Below are 16701 nucleotides of genomic sequence, written 5' to 3'. Positions count from 1 at the left end.
GCGTCGCGACGCGACGGGGCCTTCCGCGTTCGGGCTTGGCAGGGACCGCATGATTATAGCTGAAAGATCTTGCCGGGGTTGAACAGGTCCTGAGGATCGAGCGCGCGCTTCACGGTCCGCATGAGGTCGACCGCGTCGCCGAGTTCCTCGATCAGCGCCGCCTGCTTGCCGAGGCCGATGCCATGCTCGCCGGTGCAGGTGCCGTCCATCGCCAGCGCCCGCGCGACGATCCGGTCGTTCAATGCCTCGACTTCCCGCAATTCCCCGGCCGATCGGGGGTCGATCGGAAAGATCACATGGAAGTTGCCGTCGCCGACATGGCCCACGATCGTCGCCGGTATCGAGGCCCCGTCCAGATCGCGCCTGGTCTCGGCGATACATTCCGGCAGGCGGCTGATCGGCACGCAGACGTCGGTGCTCCACCCGACCGCGCCCGGCCGCAGGTTGACCGCGGCGTAAAAGGCCTCGTGACGCGCCCGCCACAGCCTCGATCGCTCCTCCGGCAGGTTCGACCACTGGAAATCGCCCCCGCCATTCTGGCTGGCGAGCGCGCCGACCGTCCCGATCTGCTCGGCGACGCCGTTCTCCGATCCGTGAAATTCGAGGAACAGGGTCGGAAGCTCCGGCAGGTCGAGCTTCGACCACGCATTCACCGCCCGGATCTGCGCATCGTCGAGCAGCTCGATCCGCGCGAGCGGCACGCCGCACTGGATCGCCTGGACGACCGTCTCCACCGCCCCTTCGATCGTCTCGAAGCCGCAGACCGCCGCGCTGACCGCCTCCGGTATGGGATGGAGGCGCAACGTCACCTCGGTGATGATGCCGAGCGTGCCTTCCGCCCCGATGAAAAGACGCGTCAGATCATAGCCGGCGGCCGACTTCCGCGCGCGCCGCGCCGTCCGTATCACCCGCGCGTCCGGCGTCACCACCGTCAGCGACAGCACGGCCTCGCGCATCGTCCCGTAGCGGACGGCGTTGGTCCCCGATGCCCGTGTCGAGGCCATGCCGCCGATCGTCGCATTGGCGCCGGGGTCAATCGGGAAGAACAGCCCCAGGTCGCGCAGATGGGCGTTGAGCTGCTCGCGCCGGCACCCCGCCTGGACGGTGCAGTCGAAGTCTCCGGCGTTCACCGCGACGATCGCGTCCATCTGCGAAAGGTCGACCGACACGCCCCCGCGCACCGGCAGGGCATTGCCCTCGATCGAGGTGCCCGCCCCGAACGGCACGATCGGCACCGAGAAACGCGCGCAAAGCGCGACGAGCGCTACCACCTCTTCCGTCGAATGCGCGAAGACGACCGCGTCGGGCAGGCTCGGCTCGTAATGCGTCTCGCTCCGGCCGTGTTGCGCGAGAATCGCGGCGGACAGGCTCAGACGGTCGCCGAACCGCTCGCGAAGCGCAGCCAGGAAAGCGGCATCCAGGGGTTTACGTTCAAGCTCTTGTCCCGATTGCATCGCGAAGACCTCAGAATTTGATGGAGCCCCGCAAGCCGACCCGGCGACGGTTCCCCTGAATGGCCAGGTTGTTGACGAGAAACGCGGGGACGCCCGCGCGGCCGAGGAGCGAGGAATCCAAATAGGTCTCCTGATACTTCTCGTCGAACAGGTTCGTGGCGAACAGCGCCACTTCGAAATGCGGGGTCTGCCAGCCGATCGACGCGTTGACGAGCGTGAACGACGGCATCATCGGGACCGAGGCCGCGTCGAGCGATTCACCGGCGCGGCTCCCCTTGTAGATCACGCTGGCGTCGAACACGATCGACTGGTCCTGAGCGACCGGCGCCGTGATCGTCGTGCCGATCATCCCGTTCACGTCGGGCACGAACGGGATGCGATCCCCCGGATAGGCATAGCCGGTGGTCTGGAACCACTCCGTCCCGTCGGTCACGCGGGCGTGGAGGAGCGTGATATTGCCGTAGAGACGCCACCAGTTCGTCAGGCGGGCGTCGAACTCGCCTTCCATGCCGTAGCTTTCGACATGGCCGGCGTTGAGGTTCACCGAAACATAGCCCGCGCCGCCCGTGCTCGGCGCCAGTGCGTTCGGCCCGATGAAGTCGTTATAATCGTTGTAGAAGCCGTCGATGCTGAAGGAGAGGCGCCGGTCGAACGCGCTCGCCTTCGCGCCGATCTCATAGGTCCAGACGCTGTCGCCGCGATACAGCGCGTTGGGCGCGCTCGGCTCGTTCTGGCCCCCGCCGCGCGTGCCGCGCGCGATCGAGGCATAGGTCATGAAGTCCGGCGTCCAGTGCTTGGTCAGCGTGACGCGCGGCTGGACCTGATTCGCCTCGTAGATGGCGAAATCGCCGCCCTGCGACGAATTGAACGCCGTCAGCTTCTGGTGGTCGAACCGGAGGCCGGCGGCAAGATCGAGCGTATCGCCGAACTTGATGAAGGCGGTGCCGAAGATCGCATAATTCCTGTTGTCGGCATGCCCGACCGCCGGCACGGTGAGGTCAAGCGGCACGATCGTGTTGGTGATATACTGGTCGTTGGTCGCATTGCTGTAGAAACCGCCGAGCAACGTCGAGACATGATCCGACCATTTCGTGTCGAAGCGCAGCTCGCCGCTCGTCGTCTTGAGGAAGCGGTTGTTGGTGCCGCGCAGGAAATCCACCGCGGTGAAGTCCCCGTCGGCGAAGCTGTATGCGTCCGATTGATTGTAGCTGCCGATCGCCGTGATCTTGGTGTTGAGCGAGCGGACGTCGAACTCGCCCTTGCCGGTGACGGCGTAATAGTCGATCGCCACGAGGCTCAGCGAGTTGGTCGCGGTGTCGAGGTGGAAATCGCTCGGCCCCGTCACCGTCATATAGGGGACGCTTCCGCCGAACACATGGTCGTAGCTGCCCTTGAGCGTGAACACCGCCCAGTCGGCCGGCACGAAACGCAAGGTGCCGTTGACGCTCTTCGTCTCGAGCGGATTGATCCTGCCGTTGGCGAGGGTGTTGCGGCCGAAGCCGTCCTGGGTGTGATAGGCGGCGCCGATGCGGAATTGCAGGACGTCCTTGACGATCGGCCCGCTGATGCTGCCCGAGACGCTGCCGTAATTGTCGCCGGCGGCGAGGGCGCCGTCCACGCGCCCCTCGAACGTGTTGGAAGGCTGGCGGGTGATGACGCTGATCGCGCCGCCCAGCGTGTTGTTGCCGAACAGCGTCCCCTGCGGGCCGCGCAGCACCTCGACGCGCTCGACATCGACGAGGGGCGAATTGAGATAGCTCGTATTGGGCTGATAGACGCCATCGATGAACAGGCCGACGCCCGGCTGAACCGTGTCGATGATGGTCGTGCCGATGCCGCGCATCGAGATGAACGCGCGGCCGGCGGAATCCGAGTTGATGTTCACGCCGGGCGCGATATTCGCGATATCCTTGACCAGCGTGATCTGCTGCTCCCTGATCGTGTCGCCCGACACGGCCGTGACGGCGATCGGCACGTCCTTGAGCGATTCCTGGCGCTGGCGCGCCGTCACCACGATGTCGCCCGGCTGGATCGCCGCCGGCCCATCCGAAACCCCGGCGCCGGAAGCCTGACCGAACGCGACGCCGGGGCACAGCGCGGCGATCGCCGCCGATGCGGCAAGAACTGGGCGAAACTTCATGGCATACCCTCCCTTGGCGGCGCGGCTCTGAGTCCGCTGAACGCCGATACCTATATGAGAGGTTTTCCCGACCTGAAAGATCAGTCTATATGCCGATTCACAGCATCTACGTGCCGAAAACGGCGAGGCCGCCGGCCTGCGCCGTAAGATCCAGCGGAACGAAAGCTGCCGGACAGTGCGTCCGGCAGCTCCGTCACTTCAGTCAATGCGACGATCAGTTCTTCGGCGTGCCGGCGTCGGCCGAGGCGCCGCCGCCCGCCGCGCCCGATCCGTTGACGGACCCCGACGCGCCGGAAACCGTGCCGGCCAAGCCGCCCGAGGCATTGGCACCAGCCGATCCCGCCGCGTTGCGCGCATCATTGACGGCGCTCCCCGCGCGGTCACGCACCGTTCCGGCGGCCATGCCGGCGCGATCGGCGGCGGCGTTCACCGCATTGCCGGCCGTCGTGCGTGCCTTGCCGACCGCATTGGCCGCGCGATCCCGCGCGGTGTCGACGGCGTTGGTCGCGCGGTCGCGGGCCGCGCCCACGGTGTTCGACGCCTGATCGGTGCCGATCAGTTGCGCGCTGCCGCCGACGTTGCGGCTGACGCTCGCGCTTCCCGCGTTGCTCATCGTTCCGGCAAGCGCGCCGCCGTTGCCGCCGGTCGCGCCCAGCGTCGCATTGGTGCTGCGGCTCACCGAGCCAGCGAGGCCGGCGTCGCCCGACACCTTGCCGGACCTGGCGTTGACCGAGCGATGGCCGCGAACGCTGCCCGATCCGGACACGCTGTTAGAAAGGCTGCCCGTCGCCGAGCCGAGCCGCCCGGCGCCCAGATCGCCGGTGCCGGACACGGCGCCGCCCAGGCTCCCCGCGCGGCCCACCGTGCCGCCCAGCAGCCCGCCGCCGCCCGCGCCGCCGAGCAATTGCGCGCCAGCCGGCATGGCGCCTGCCCCGGCCACGATCATCGCCGCCGCCATCAGGGGAATCCGAACCTTGTTCATCACTCTTCTCCTCTTCGGCGACCGGGCTCGCTTTCCCGGTCCTGAAAGAGCAACGACGGCGGAATCCGGTTTAATCCCGCCGATGCGAATTTATTTCACGCCAAGGCTTTTCGGCGGGATGGCGCAGGCGCCGCAGACGATGCCCCGCCCGACCCGTCCGCTGCCCGGCCGCGCCTCGGCCGCAAGGGCGCCGCTACTGCCGACGCGCGCCAGCCGCGCGGCGACCAGCGGCGCGGCGAACGACGTGCCGCGCAACGCCTCCCAGCCGCCGCCGGGCACCGCCCCGGCCATGTCCGCGCCAGGCGCGGCGAAATCGAGGTGGAGCGCCCGCCCGGCCTCGATAAGCGCATGCCCCTTCGCGTCCACCCCGGTGACGGCGATCACGCCGGGATAGGAGGCGGGATATTGCGGCGGCGCCGCCGGGCCGTCGTTGCCGACCGCCGCGACGACGAGCACGCCGCGCGCGAGCAGCGCCTTCGTCGCCGCCTCCAGCAACGGATTGGGCGGGCCGACGAGGCTGATGTTGACGACGCGCGCGCCGTTCGCGGCGAGCCACCCCATCGCCCGCGCGATCGCGACCGCCGAACCGTTCGCCGCCGATCCGCCATAGACGTCCGCCACCAGCAGCGGCATCCCCGGCGCCGCGCCATGAAAGACGCCCGCGCTGCCGACCATCAGCGAGGCGACCGCCGTGCCGTGGCCGGTCGGCTTCGGCGGCCCGGCAAAGCCGCGCTGCTCGATCCGCGCGGCGGCGAAGGCCGGATGGTTGCCGACGCCCCCGTCGATCAGGCCGATGCGCGCGCCGCCTGCCGGCCCCGCACTTCCCTCGGCGGCGCCTCCGGCGGGGGCGAGCGGCGCGCGGGCCGGCTCGTAGATCGGGTCGAGCATGAATTGCGCGCCGGGCACGAGCGCCCGGAGCGCGCCGATCGCCTTGCGCGCGGGTTTCTTCCCCGGAGGCGTGAAGATGGTCGCGCCGAGCGCCAGCGCCTCGATCGACTCCGTGCCGCGCACCGCGAAGCCCGCCGCCGTCGCCTTCGCGATCTGCTCGTCGCTCAGGCCGATCCCGACGATCTCGTCGCGGCGGACCGGATTGCCATGATCGTCGACGTCCAGCACGCCGCGATTGTCGCGGACGAGCGTGGCGAGCCGCTGCCGCCGGAGCGAGAGCAGGTCGGCCGGCGCCGTGGCGCGCAACGTGTCGCCGACGGTCATCAGCGGCTCGGCGACTGTATCGACGACGGTGTCCCTCGTGGCCGTCGACTGCCCGAGCAGGCCGCCGGTCACGTCGCCCAGCCGGCCGCCGTTCAGGATGCCGCCCGTGCCGCCGAGAAGCTGCGCCGATACGGGCGCGGCCATGCCGATCACCGCCGCCGCCATCCAAAGGTTCGCGATCCTGCCCATGCTCTTTCCTTTTTTTCCGTGCCGATGGATGAAACGACCGGCGGGCGCCGTTTCATCCGCATGAACATGAGGGCGATCATTGGACGAGATCGAACGCGCGCTGGCAAGCATGCTTCCCCGCCTGCGCCGTTTCGCGCATGGCCTTGCCCGCGATCGCGCCGACGCGGACGACCTGACGCAAGCGGCCGCGGAGCGCATCCTGAAATCGCGGACGCAATGGCGCCCCGGCACCAGCTTCGACGCCTGGGCCTATCGCATCCTGCGCAACCTGTGGATCGACACCACGCGCAGCCGCCGGCGCCGCGACGCCGTGCTGGCGCCGGAGGAACAGGGGCTGTCGGTCGGCGCGGCGGGCGAGGCGGAGGCGAATGTCGAACTGGGCTATCTGATGCGCGCGATGCGGCGCCTGCCCGAGGAGCAGCGCGAGGCGGTGGCGCTGGTGATGATCGAGGGGCTCGCCTATGCGGAAGCCGCCGGGGTGCTGGATATCCCGATCGGCACGCTGACCAGCCGCCTCGTGCGCGGTCGTCAGGCGCTGATGGCGATGCTGGAGGATTGAGCCATGTCTGAGCCGATCGACGAAGCGACGATCGTCGCCTGGGTGGATGGAGAGCTGGACGAGGCCGCCGCCGCCCGCGCCGCTTTCGCGGTGGAGCACGATCCGGCGCTCGCGGCGCTGGCGGAGCGGCATCGCCGGCTGAAGGCGCGCTTCGCCGCCGCTTTCGGCCCGATCGCCGATGAAGCCGTGGCGATGCCCGCCCCGCCAGCGGCCACGATCCATTCGCTCGACGCGGCGCGCCGGCGGCGCGGCCAGGGCCGCTCGCCGTGGCCGCGCTGGGCGATGCCCGGCGCGATCGCCGCCAGCCTGCTCGTCGGCCTGATGCTCGGCCACGGCATCGACGGCGCGGCTGGCGTCGGCGACAGCCCGGAAGCGCTCGCCTTGTCGCGGCCGATCGCGACCGCGCTCGATCGCCAGCTTTCCGGCGAGGCCGGCGCGGTGCGCGTCGCCCTGTCGTTCCGCGATCGCGACGGCGACCTTTGCCGCAGCTTCGCCGCCACGCATCTCGCCGGCGTCGCCTGCCGCGCGGGCGACGGCTGGCGATTGCGCTACGGCGCGCCGAACACGGCGCCGGGCGGCGACTATCGCATGGCGGGAGGCGACGACGGCGAGATGCGCTTCGTGCAATCCGTCATCGCGGGCGAGCCGCTGGACCGCGCAGCGGAAATGGCCGCGCGCGCGAAGCGATGGGCCAGATAGGCACCTTTTGAGCGCGGCGATCCGCGCCGTTGAAAATCCGGTCGCGGCGGCCGGCCAGACGGACGGGTTCCGGGCACACCGGAAACAGCCGCTTCGTGCCACGATACAAATCGCTTGCCAAAAGCATTGTGCAGTGCATCATCACGCTTTCGCGAAGGAGAGCGGATGGCCTTTTTCGAGATGACCGATCAGACCGGCGCGGTGCGGCCTTGCTATGCCGAGGTGCGCCGCTGGGTCGAGGAAGTCGGCATCGAGGGCCTCAACGCGCGACTGAAGGAAGCGGAGACGATCTTCCGCCGCATCGGCATCACCTTCGCGGTCTATGGCGAGGGCGGCGACCCGGAGCGGCTGATCCCGTTCGACCTGCTGCCGCGCATCTTCTCCGCCGCCGAATGGCGCGTGCTCGATCGCGGCATCCGCCAGCGCGCGCGGGCGCTCAACGCCTTCCTCTACGACGTCTATCATCGCGGCGAGATCATCCGCGCCGGGATCGTGCCGGGCGAGCTGGTCTATCGCAACAAGGCGTTCCTGCCGGAGATGATCGGCTTCGATCCGCCGGGGCGCGTCTACAGCCATATCGTCGGCATCGACATCATCCGCACCGGCGAGGGCGGCTTCCAGGTGCTGGAGGACAATTGCCGCACGCCCTCCGGCGTCAGCTACATGCTCGAGAACCGCGAGATCATGCAGCGCATGTTCCCCGAACTGTTCGGGGCGAGCCGGGTGGCGCCGGTCGATTCCTATCCCAACGACCTGCTCGCGACGCTGAAGGAAGTGGCGCCGGCCGGCGCGGGCAGCGACCCGACGGTGGTGGTGCTGACGCCGGGGGCGTTCAACTCGGCCTATTACGAGCACAGCTTCCTCGCCGACCTGATGGGCGTCGAGCTGGTCGAGCCGATGGACCTCTATGTCGACGGCGACAAGGTATGGATGAAGACGACGCACGGGCCGAAGCGTGTCGACGTGATCTATCGCCGCATCGACGACGATTATATCGACCCGCTCGCCTTCCGCCCGGATTCGATGCTCGGCGTGCCCGGCCTGTTCGGCGCCTATCGCGCGGGCGGGGTGACTTTGTGCTCCGCGCCGGGCGCGGGAATCGCCGACGACAAGGCGATCTACCTGTTCGTGCCGGAGATGATCCGCTTCTATCTGTCGGAAAAGCCGATCCTGGAGAATGTGCCGACGTGGCGCTGCGCGCTGCCCGACGAATGCGCCTATGTGCTCGATCATCTCGGCGAGCTGGTGGCGAAGGAGGTGCATGGATCGGGCGGCTACGGGATGCTGATCGGCCCCAAGGCGACGCGCGCCGAGATCGACGCCTATGCCGCGCGGATTCGCGCCGATCCCGCCGATTTCATCGCCCAACCGACACTCGACCTGTCGACCGTGCCGGTGCTGGGGCATCACGACATCGTCGGCCGGCACGTCGATTTCCGTCCCTATTGCCTCGTCGGCAAGCAGATGCGGCTCGCGCCCGGCGGCCTCACGCGGGTCGCGCTGACGGAAGGGTCGCTGGTGGTCAATTCCTCGCAGGGCGGCGGCGTCAAGGACACCTGGGTGCTGGACGAATGACATGCTGAGCCGCACCGCCGAGAACATCTTCTGGATGGCGCGCTACATCGAGCGGGCGGAAAGCACCGCGCGGCTGATCCAGATGGGTCAGCGCATGGCGATCCTGCCCGGCCCGATCCACCGCGAGGAATGGCGATCGGTGCTGCGCGTCACCGGCTGCGACGGGCTGATCGAGGGCGACCGCCCGGTGGCGGAGGCGGATATCGTCCACCTGCTGCTGCTCGACGAGGGCAACCCCTCCTCGATCCGCGCGTGCATGTTGCGCGCCCGCGCCAATGGCCGCGCGGTGCGCACCGCGCTGACGCAGGACATGTGGGAGGCGCTCAACGAGGACTGGCGCAAGCTGGAGCATTACGACGTCGCCAGCGCGCGGCGCAACCTGCCCGAGCTGCTCGACTGGGTGAAGACGCGCGCCTCCACCTTCCGCGGCGCGGCGGAGACCGGGCAGATCAGGAACGCGGGCCATGATTTCCTGCGCATCGGCGGCGCGCTCGAACGCGCCGAGATGACGCTGCGCCTGCTCGACGTGAAATATTACGTCCTGCTGCCCGAGACTTCGGTGGTCGGCGGCGCGCGCGACCATTATCAATGGACCTCCGTGCTCCACGCGCTGTCGGCGGCGCGCGCCTATCACCACGTTTATGGCGGCGGCGACTATACGCCGTGGCGGATCGCCGACCTGTTGATCCTCAACGCGCAATTCCCGCGATCGCTGTCGTTCTGCTTCGGCCAGATCGCATGGCATCTGGACCGGCTCGCGCAGGCGCACGGCCGCCGCACCGCCGCGCAGGCCACCGCCGCCGGCCTGCTCTCCGAGCTGCGCGATCGCGAGAGCGGCGAGATATTCGAGGAAGGGCTGCACGAATTCGTGCAGAACGCGCTCGCCATCACCAACCGCCTGTCGCGCGAGATCGCGCAGGCCTATCATTTCGCCTAGGCCCAGATGCTGCTGCTTGTCCGCCACCTCACCCACATGCGCTATCCGCAAGGCGCCGCCGGCGTCGCGCTGCGCCTCAAGCTGTTCCCGCAGAACCATGAGGGGCAGAAGGTCATCGACTGGCATGTCGAGGTGGACGGCGAGGAGATCGCCCACACCATCGTCAGCGGTTATGGCGAGCGCTTCGCGCAATGGCTGGCGCAGGGCCAGCGCGACGACCTGGAGATCGTCGCGCACGGCCGCGTCGAGACGGAGGATCGCGCGGGGATCGTCAAGGGGCTGCGCCGCGCGCCGCCGCCCGCCGTGTTCCTGCGCGCGACGGCGCTGACCGGCGCCGACGACGCGATCCACGCGCTCGGCGAGGGGCTGGCGCCGGGGACGGACGCACTCGCCGGCCTGCACGCGCTGAGCCAGAAGGTGCGCGGCGCTCTCCCCTATCGCGGCGGCATCACCGACAGCACGACCAGCGCCGCCGCCGCGCTCGCGGGCGAGGGCGGCGTCTGTCAGGACCATACCCATGTCTTCATCGCCGCCGCCCGCGCGCGCGGCGTGCCGGCGCGCTATGTCGCGGGCTATCTGCTGGCGAGCGACGAGGAGCATCAGCAGTTCGAGACCCATGCCTGGGCCGAGGCCCATGTCGACGATCTCGGCTGGGTCGGCTTCGACGTGGCCAATGGCGTCAGCCCGACCGACCATTATGTCCGCCTGTGCACCGGCCTTGACGCCGACGACGCCGCGCCGGTACGCGGGATCGTGACCGGCGGGGGGCCGGGCGCCGTTTCGGCCGACGTCAGGATCGCGCACGGCGAAGGCGACATCGAGACGATCCAGCAGCAGCAACAGCAGCAGCAATGATCGGGGGACACATCCTGCCATGACCTATTGCGTCGCGGTGCGCGTCGCCGATGGCCTCGTGCTGCTGTCCGACACGCGCACCAACGCCGGCGTCGACAACGTCTCGCGCTTCTCGAAGATGTTCACCTGGGAACGCGCGGGCGAGCGCGCGATCGGCATGGCGACCTCCGGCAACCTCTCGATCACGCAGGGCGTCATTACCCGGCTCGAGCAGGCGATCGAACGATCGGCGGAAGACCCGCACGTCGAGACGATCCTCAACGCCGCCAGCCTGTATCGCGTCGCCGAGCTGGTCGGCGAGGCGATGCAGGGATTGCAGGACCGCTATCGCGATTCGATCCAGGCGGAGGGCGCGGGCGCCGACGCCACGGTCCTCGTCTGCGGCCAGCGCAGGGGCGGGCGCCACCGGTTGTTCATGGTCTATTCGGCGGGCAATTTCGTCGAGGCGACCGCGGACACGCCCTATTTCCAGATCGGCGAGCATAAATACGGCAAGCCGATCCTCGATCGCGTGGTGACGATGGAAACGCCGCTCGACGAGGTGGCGAAGGCGGTGTGCGTGTCGATGGATTCGACGCTCCGGTCGAACCTGTCGGTCGGGATGCCGCTCGACCTCGCGGTGATCCGCCGCGACGCCTGCGCGTTCGACGTCCATGAGCGGATCGAGGCGGACGATCCGCGCTTCGTCGCCATCTCGCGGCGCTGGGGCGAGGCGCTGCGCAACGCCTTCTCCAGCCTGCCCGCCATACTCTGCTGACGCGCCGGAGCCCGCTGGTCGCCGCCATCCGGCCGCGCCGCCGCGTCAGTGTCGCTTGAAATACTGGACTTCCCGCTCGTGCTTCTCGGCCGCCGCCCGCGTGTCGAAGGTCCCGAGATTGCGGCGCTTGCCCGTTTCCGCATCCGGCTTGCGCGAATAAAGGCGATATTTGCCGGACTTGAGCTTCCTGATCATCTCCGTCACTCCTTCGATCCTGCGCCGATCGCATCGGACGAGAATTTCCCGAGGGCGATCAAGGTTCCCCGTCGCCGCGCTCGTCGCCGCGCGTGAAGTCGATTCGAACAGCTGGTGGAACCGCGCCAGAAGATGATGGTTTGAACCTTTGCAACGACCGTGAGGAGATGGATATGGGCAAGGGAATTCTGCTTTGGCTTATCGGCATTCCTATCCCGATCATCATCCTTCTGCTGATCTTCTGGCATTAAGCGCGCTTTCAAAAGCAGCGGAATAAGCTATCCTGAAACAGGAATATTTCTTGCCGCGTAATCCGCAAATATAAATCCGCGCGAGCACCGTGATTTTTTCCGCTAAAGGCTGTTTCCGGTCGATCCGGAGAATTGATCGATGATGATCGAAGGAGCGTCCGGCTCGGGCAGGACATCACATGCGCTTCGTAACTTGTGCGCTGCATCGATGAACCAACGCCTCCGTTTCCCGTTCTCCTGTTCAATCGAAAGGAGTCGAGCACCATGACCGATACCCATGCCGATGCGACCAAGCTGAAGGGCGATCTGTGGAAGAAGATGGCCGAGAGTCCATTCCTGATGGTCGGCCCGGCCGACGGCAGCACGCATAGCGAGCCGCTGACCGCGCAACTCGACAGGGACCAGGTGGACACGCTGTTCTTCTTCATCGGCCGGAACAATCGCGTCGCCAATGGCGGCGAGCTGATGCTCCAGTTCGTGTCGCGAGGACATGATTTCTTCGCCTGCCTGCACGGGAAGGCGCGTGTCGATAACGATCGGGCGCTGATCGACAAATTGTGGAACAGGCAGGTCGAGGCATGGTTTCCGGGCGGAAAGGACGATCCGGACCTCGCGCTGCTGCGTGTCGACATCGATAGCGCGGAATTGTGGGAAACCGACATGTCGATCGCCGGGAAGGTGAAGATGCTGTTCGGTGGCACGATCAGGTCGGATCAGGAAGGAAGCCACGCCACGGTTCGGACAACCGCCGAAACACGCGGTTGATCGAACGGCGAGCGATGCCCGGTCGCGGTTGGCGCGGCGCCGCCGCGATTGGCGCCTATGTCGTCGGAGGTTTCGCGCTTGTTCTGGCGCTGGGGCTAGCCGCCTTTCCGTTCGGCCAGTTCCGGTCGCTGATCGAGCAGCGGCTCAGCGCGCGTTTAGGAAGCCCGGTCACGATCGCGGCGATCGAGCGGCGGGAAGTCTTTTCGTTCCATCCGACGATCACCATCCGCGAGCTGCGCGTGCCGCAACCGCCGTGGGCGGGCAACGGCGACATGGCGCGGATCGAGCGCGCCGACGTGACTTTCCCGGTCCTCTCCGCGTTCCTCGGCGGCTTCCGGCCCACGGCGCTCACGATCTCGGGCGCGCGCCTCAACCTCGTGCGCACGAGGGACAAGCGGAAAAACTGGGAGCGCGAGCCGCGGCGACGAGGCGATGCCGGCGGGCGCGCATCCCTCACGCGGCTGGTCGTACGCGACATGAGGATCAGCTATCGCGACGCGGCGCAGGATCGCGCGGTCGTGCTGGACGTGGCGGCCGACCCGGTGCACGGCCTGCGCGCCAGCGGACCCGGCATCGTGCGCGGCAGCGCGGTGCGAGTCTCGCTTGCCGGCGCGCCGCTGGCGGGCAACGATGGCCGCTGGCCGTTCCGCGCGACGATCGACGGCGCCGATCTGGCGATGACCGCCGCCGGCACGATGGCGCACCCGCTCGATACCGGAGAGATGACATTGGACCTCGAGACGCGCGCGCGCGATCTCAAGATGGTCGATGCGATCATCGAGGCCGGGCTGTTCGAAACGCACCCCGTCCATCTCGCGGCGCATGTCGAACGACGGGCCGCGAAGTGGATCGTGAGCGATCTCACCGGCACGATCGGCCAGTCGCGGATCGTTGGTCGCGTCACCGTCGACAAGTCCGGCCCGCGCACCGGGCTGGATGGTGAAATCCACTCCGATCTCCTCGATTTCAACGATTTCTCCTCGCCCGGAAGCGAGGCGGCCGCCCGCGCCGAGGTGCGCGCGCATGGACCGAAGCTGGTGCCGGAAACCCGCATCAACATCTACAAGATCAGCCATACCGATGGGCGCATAGCCTTTCGCGCGACCCGCATCGTCGATGGGGACAAGCCTTCGCCGCTGACGAATCTCTCCGGCGCTGTGACGCTCGATCGCCGCCTTCTCGTCGTCGACCCGCTGCGCATCGGATTACGGCAAGGCGCGCTCGCCGGCCGTGCGGTCGTCGACCAGCGGGACGGCGCGAAGGTGCCGAAGGTCACGCTCGACCTGCGCATCACGGGCAGCTCGATCGGCGCTCTGGCCGGCGGCGGCGGATCGGTGACCGGGCGCGTCGACGCGCGCGCCTATCTGGTCGGGCGCGGCAGCACGATCCGCGAGGCGGTCGGCGCGTCGGACGGACGGATCGGGCTGGCGGCGCGCGACGGCTCCTTGCCGCACAAGATCGCCGCCGCGCTCGGCTTCGATGCCGGCCGGGCGCTGCTGGCGAACGAAAGCCAGCGCGCCGGCTTGCGATGCGTGGTTGTCGGCGCCGACGTGCGCGGCGGCGTGGGCAAGGTCGATCCGTTCATCGTCGACACCAGTGAAAGCCGGCTGGACGGCGCCGGCACCATTTCCTTCCCGTCCGAACGGCTCGCGATCCGGCTGACCGGCGCCCCGAAACGGGGCAGCGTATTGCGCCTGCCCGGCTCGGCGGAACTGGCGGGGACGATCCGCGAACCGGATGTCGTCGTGCCGAAGCAGGTGAAGTCCGCCGGCAATATCTTCAAGGCGATCGGCCGCGCGATCACCGGCGATCAGGGGCCGCGCGCCACCGACGCCGATTGCGCCGGACTGGCCGCGAAGGTGCTGCGCTGAGGCACGGGCCGGGGGCGCATGTAACGAATTCGGCTTCCGCGCGTTTGGCGAGGCGATGGATGCGACACAGGGGAAAGCGGCCGCGGCGCAGGTCAAGCTCGCCGACAGCGCCGGGCGGCTGAGCGAAAGCGCCGAGCAGCAGACCGATAGCGCCGACCGGCGCACCGAACTTGCCGCCGATCGCACCGTGCTCGCCGCCGAGCGAACCTATGCCGCATGGGTGCGAACCGGGCTTGCCGCGCTCGCTTCCGGGATCGGCGCGCAGGCGTTGCTCGACAAGGTGGTCGCGCCGTGGCTGATCGGGGCGACCGTATCGGTGCTGATCCTGTTCAGCGCCTTCTGCTTCGCCGCCGCCGTATGGCGACAGATGATCCGCGTCTCCCCGCCCCAGCCCGACACCCGGCGCATCCCGGCGTGGATGCTGGTGACGGTCAACGGCTTCCTCGTGCTGGTCAGCATGGCCGCGCTCGTCGGGACCTGGGTCGGTTGACCGCGCATCAGGCGCTTTCCTTCGCGATCATCGGCGGCGCGATCCTGTGCTTCGCGTCGGGGCGCTTCCGCTACGACGTGGTGTCGCTGGCGGCCTTGCTGATCGGATTGGCCGTCGGCGTCGTTCCGGCGAAGCACGCCTTCACCGGCTTCACCAGCGACGTGGTGATCGTCATCGCCTCCGCGCTGGTGATCAGCGCCGCGATCGCGCGATCGGGGGTGATCGAGCTGCTGATCCGCCCGCTCACCACGCATCTGCAACGGCCGCGCAGCCAGGTGCCGGTGCTGGCGGGGGCGACGGCGCTGCTGTCGATGGTGACCAAGAATGTCGGCGCGCTCGCCATCCTGATGCCGGTCGCGCTGCGCATGGGGCGAGGCAAGAGCTCCTCGCCCGCCGCGCTTCTGATGCCGATGTCCTTCCTGTCGCTGCTCGGCGGGCTGGTCACCCTGGTCGGCACCTCCACCAACATCATCGTGTCGCAGGTGCGCGAGGAGATGCTGGGCAAGCCCTTCGCCATGTTCGATTTCGCGCCGGTCGGACTGGCGCTGACCGCGCTGGGGCTGATCTTCGTCAGCTTCGGCTGGCGCCTGCTGCCGCGCGACCGACAGGGGCGCGTCGATCTCGGCGAGATCGCCTCGCGCGCGACCTACAGCACCGAGGCACGGATCGCGGACGAGCTGCCGGCGGGGATAGCCACCGTCGCGGACCTCAAGCTGGGCGAGGACAAGGTCCAGGCACGCGCGATGATCCTGCCCGACGGCAGCCGGCGCAGGACGCTTGCCGACATGCAGCTCGTCCCCGGCGCCAGCCTGATCCTCGAAGGGGAGGACGGCGCGCTCGACCGGGTCTTCGCGCGCGCGCCGCTCGCCCCCGAACGCGACGGGAACGACGTCGGAAAGGAGAAGCCTGACGAGGAGATGCGCACGATCGAGGCGGTGGTCCAGCTCGATAGCCCGCTGATCGGCCGCACCGCCGAGCGCACCCGGATGGAAGACCGCTACGGCGTCCAGTTGCTCGGCGTCGGCCGTAACGGGGAGCGCATCGTCGATCGTCTGCGCGACATCCGTTTCCGTGGCGGCGACCTGTTGATCCTGCGCGCGGGCGAAAGCGCGCTTCCCGAGATGATGGGGCTGCTCGGGCTGCTGCCGCTCGCCGAGCGGAACGTGAAGATGGGCGAGCGGCGCGGGCGCTGGCTTCCCGTGCTGATCCTCGCGGTGGCGATGATCCTGGTCGGCACCGGGCGGGCGCCGGTCGCCGCCGCCTTCTTCGGCGCGGCGGTGACGATGGTGGTGATCGGCGCGCTGTCGATGCGCGAGGCCTATCAGTCGCTGGAGCCGGAGGTGCTGGTGCTGATCGGCGCGCTGACGCCGCTGAGCGAGGCGGTGCGCGAATCCGGCGGCACCGACCTGATCGCGCACCTGCTGGTGGGGCAGCTCCATATCCTGCCCGCGATCTGGGCGCTCGGCGCGATGATGCTGGTGGCGATGGCCTGCTCGCCGTTCCTGCACAATGCGCCGACCGTGCTGGTGCTGGGGCCGATCGCGGTGTCGGTGGCGACGGGGCTTGGGCTGCATCCCGACGCATTCCTGATGGCGGTGGCGGTTGGCGCCGGTTGCGATTTCCTCACGCCGATCGGCCACCAGTGCAACACGCTGGTGATGGCGCCGGGCGGCTATCGCTTCGGGGATTACTGGCGGCTCGGGCTGCCCCTGTCCGTGCTGGTGCTGGCGGTGGGAACCCCGCTGATCGCCGCCGTCTGGCCGATGTGAT

The 16701-nt window shown here is 68.6% G+C and carries 16 protein-coding genes; 10 read left to right on the top strand and 6 right to left on the bottom strand.

Annotation, left to right across the window (positions count from 1 at the left end; translation table 11 throughout):
• Window positions 1-53: 53 nt before the first annotated feature.
• The 4 genes from F9288_RS09400 to F9288_RS09385 all read right to left on the bottom strand — a co-directional run bounded on the left by F9288_RS09400 (window position 54) and on the right by F9288_RS09385 (window position 5977).
• Window positions 54-1454, bottom strand: coding sequence for an FAD-binding oxidoreductase (locus F9288_RS09400; RefSeq protein WP_174836372.1), 1401 nt, complete (start codon window positions 1452-1454; stop codon window positions 54-56).
• Between the two features lie 10 nt (window positions 1455-1464).
• Window positions 1465-3594, bottom strand: a complete 2130-nt coding sequence (locus F9288_RS09395) for a TonB-dependent receptor (RefSeq protein ID WP_174836371.1) — start codon at window positions 3592-3594, stop codon at window positions 1465-1467.
• Between the two features lie 214 nt (window positions 3595-3808).
• Window positions 3809-4576: a hypothetical protein gene (locus F9288_RS09390; protein ID WP_174836370.1), complete on the bottom strand. Its 768-nt coding sequence runs from the start codon at window positions 4574-4576 to the stop codon at window positions 3809-3811.
• A 90-nt stretch (window positions 4577-4666) separates the two neighbouring features.
• The gene (locus F9288_RS09385; RefSeq protein WP_254621145.1) at window positions 4667-5977 is read right to left on the bottom strand and encodes a S8 family serine peptidase; all 1311 of its coding nucleotides are present in this window, start codon (window positions 5975-5977) and stop codon (window positions 4667-4669) included.
• 88 nt (window positions 5978-6065) lie between these two features.
• Between F9288_RS09385 and F9288_RS09380 the strand changes: the two genes are divergently transcribed.
• The 6 genes from F9288_RS09380 (at window position 6066) to F9288_RS09355 (ending at window position 11359) form a co-directional block, all read left to right on the top strand.
• On the top strand, window positions 6066-6536 hold the full coding sequence (locus F9288_RS09380; protein ID WP_368076234.1) for an RNA polymerase sigma factor: 471 nt from the start codon (window positions 6066-6068) through the stop codon (window positions 6534-6536).
• Window positions 6537-6539: 3 nt separating this feature from the next.
• Complete coding sequence (locus tag F9288_RS09375) at window positions 6540-7235, top strand: hypothetical protein (RefSeq protein WP_254621144.1); 696 nt, start codon at window positions 6540-6542, stop codon at window positions 7233-7235.
• Window positions 7236-7400: 165 nt separating this feature from the next.
• Window positions 7401-8810, top strand: coding sequence for a circularly permuted type 2 ATP-grasp protein (locus F9288_RS09370; protein WP_174836369.1), 1410 nt, complete (start codon window positions 7401-7403; stop codon window positions 8808-8810).
• A gap of 1 nt (window position 8811) precedes the next feature.
• On the top strand, window positions 8812-9747 hold the full coding sequence (locus F9288_RS09365) for an alpha-E domain-containing protein (protein WP_174836368.1): 936 nt from the start codon (window positions 8812-8814) through the stop codon (window positions 9745-9747).
• 6 nt (window positions 9748-9753) lie between these two features.
• Complete coding sequence (locus F9288_RS09360; protein ID WP_174836367.1) at window positions 9754-10602, top strand: transglutaminase family protein; 849 nt, start codon at window positions 9754-9756, stop codon at window positions 10600-10602.
• A 19-nt stretch (window positions 10603-10621) separates the two neighbouring features.
• Window positions 10622-11359 (top strand): peptidase, encoded by a 738-nt coding sequence (locus F9288_RS09355; protein WP_174836366.1) that lies wholly within the window; start codon window positions 10622-10624, stop codon window positions 11357-11359.
• A gap of 45 nt (window positions 11360-11404) precedes the next feature.
• Here the strand turns inward: F9288_RS09355 and F9288_RS09350 are convergent, their stop codons facing one another.
• Complete coding sequence (locus tag F9288_RS09350) at window positions 11405-11554, bottom strand: hypothetical protein (protein ID WP_174836365.1); 150 nt, start codon at window positions 11552-11554, stop codon at window positions 11405-11407.
• A 5-nt stretch (window positions 11555-11559) separates the two neighbouring features.
• Window positions 11560-11802, bottom strand: a complete 243-nt coding sequence (locus F9288_RS09345) for a hypothetical protein (RefSeq protein WP_174836364.1) — start codon at window positions 11800-11802, stop codon at window positions 11560-11562.
• Window positions 11803-12069: 267 nt separating this feature from the next.
• Between F9288_RS09345 and F9288_RS09340 the strand changes: the two genes are divergently transcribed.
• Genes F9288_RS09340 through F9288_RS09325 form a run of 4 tightly spaced genes read left to right on the top strand, consistent with a single transcriptional unit; the run spans window position 12070 to window position 16700 of the window.
• Window positions 12070-12570 carry a pyridoxamine 5'-phosphate oxidase family protein gene (locus tag F9288_RS09340; protein WP_174836363.1) on the top strand — a complete coding sequence of 167 codons (501 nt, stop codon included), beginning with the start codon at window positions 12070-12072 and terminating at the stop codon, window positions 12568-12570.
• A 14-nt stretch (window positions 12571-12584) separates the two neighbouring features.
• Complete coding sequence (locus F9288_RS09335) at window positions 12585-14441, top strand: AsmA-like C-terminal region-containing protein (RefSeq protein ID WP_174836362.1); 1857 nt, start codon at window positions 12585-12587, stop codon at window positions 14439-14441.
• A gap of 55 nt (window positions 14442-14496) precedes the next feature.
• Window positions 14497-14931 carry a YidH family protein gene (locus tag F9288_RS22130; RefSeq protein WP_174836361.1) on the top strand — a complete coding sequence of 145 codons (435 nt, stop codon included), beginning with the start codon at window positions 14497-14499 and terminating at the stop codon, window positions 14929-14931.
• Window positions 14928-16700, top strand: coding sequence for an SLC13 family permease (locus F9288_RS09325; protein ID WP_174836360.1), 1773 nt, complete (start codon window positions 14928-14930; stop codon window positions 16698-16700). The genes F9288_RS22130 and F9288_RS09325 overlap by 4 nt, the downstream gene beginning before the upstream one ends.
• Window position 16701: the final 1 nt, after the last annotated feature.

This window comes from Sphingomonas sp. CL5.1 (assembly GCF_013344685.1).
Lineage (GTDB): Bacteria > Pseudomonadota > Alphaproteobacteria > Sphingomonadales > Sphingomonadaceae > Sphingomonas.
This window is presented reverse-complemented; position numbering and strand designations above follow the sequence as displayed.

Bases quoted from the DNA above. Each gene is read 5' to 3' on its own strand.
- F9288_RS09400 (WP_174836372.1), bottom strand. From the start codon at position 1,454: ATGCAATCGGGACAAGAGCTTGAACGTAAACCCCTGGATGCCGCTTTC.
- F9288_RS09395 (WP_174836371.1), bottom strand. From the start codon at position 3,594: ATGAAGTTTCGCCCAGTTCTTGCCGCATCGGCGGCGATCGCCGCGCTG.
- F9288_RS09390 (WP_174836370.1), bottom strand. From the start codon at position 4,576: ATGAACAAGGTTCGGATTCCCCTGATGGCGGCGGCGATGATCGTGGCC.
- F9288_RS09385 (WP_254621145.1), bottom strand. From the start codon at position 5,977: ATGGGCAGGATCGCGAACCTTTGGATGGCGGCGGCGGTGATCGGCATG.
- F9288_RS09375 (WP_254621144.1), top strand. From the start codon at position 6,540: ATGTCTGAGCCGATCGACGAAGCGACGATCGTCGCCTGGGTGGATGGA.
- F9288_RS09370 (WP_174836369.1), top strand. From the start codon at position 7,401: ATGGCCTTTTTCGAGATGACCGATCAGACCGGCGCGGTGCGGCCTTGC.
- F9288_RS09365 (WP_174836368.1), top strand. From the start codon at position 8,812: ATGCTGAGCCGCACCGCCGAGAACATCTTCTGGATGGCGCGCTACATC.
- F9288_RS09360 (WP_174836367.1), top strand. From the start codon at position 9,754: ATGCTGCTGCTTGTCCGCCACCTCACCCACATGCGCTATCCGCAAGGC.
- F9288_RS09355 (WP_174836366.1), top strand. From the start codon at position 10,622: ATGACCTATTGCGTCGCGGTGCGCGTCGCCGATGGCCTCGTGCTGCTG.
- F9288_RS09350 (WP_174836365.1), bottom strand. From the start codon at position 11,554: ATGATCAGGAAGCTCAAGTCCGGCAAATATCGCCTTTATTCGCGCAAG.
- F9288_RS09345 (WP_174836364.1), bottom strand. From the start codon at position 11,802: ATGCCAGAAGATCAGCAGAAGGATGATGATCGGGATAGGAATGCCGAT.
- F9288_RS09340 (WP_174836363.1), top strand. From the start codon at position 12,070: ATGACCGATACCCATGCCGATGCGACCAAGCTGAAGGGCGATCTGTGG.
- F9288_RS09335 (WP_174836362.1), top strand. From the start codon at position 12,585: ATGCCCGGTCGCGGTTGGCGCGGCGCCGCCGCGATTGGCGCCTATGTC.
- F9288_RS22130 (WP_174836361.1), top strand. From the start codon at position 14,497: ATGGATGCGACACAGGGGAAAGCGGCCGCGGCGCAGGTCAAGCTCGCC.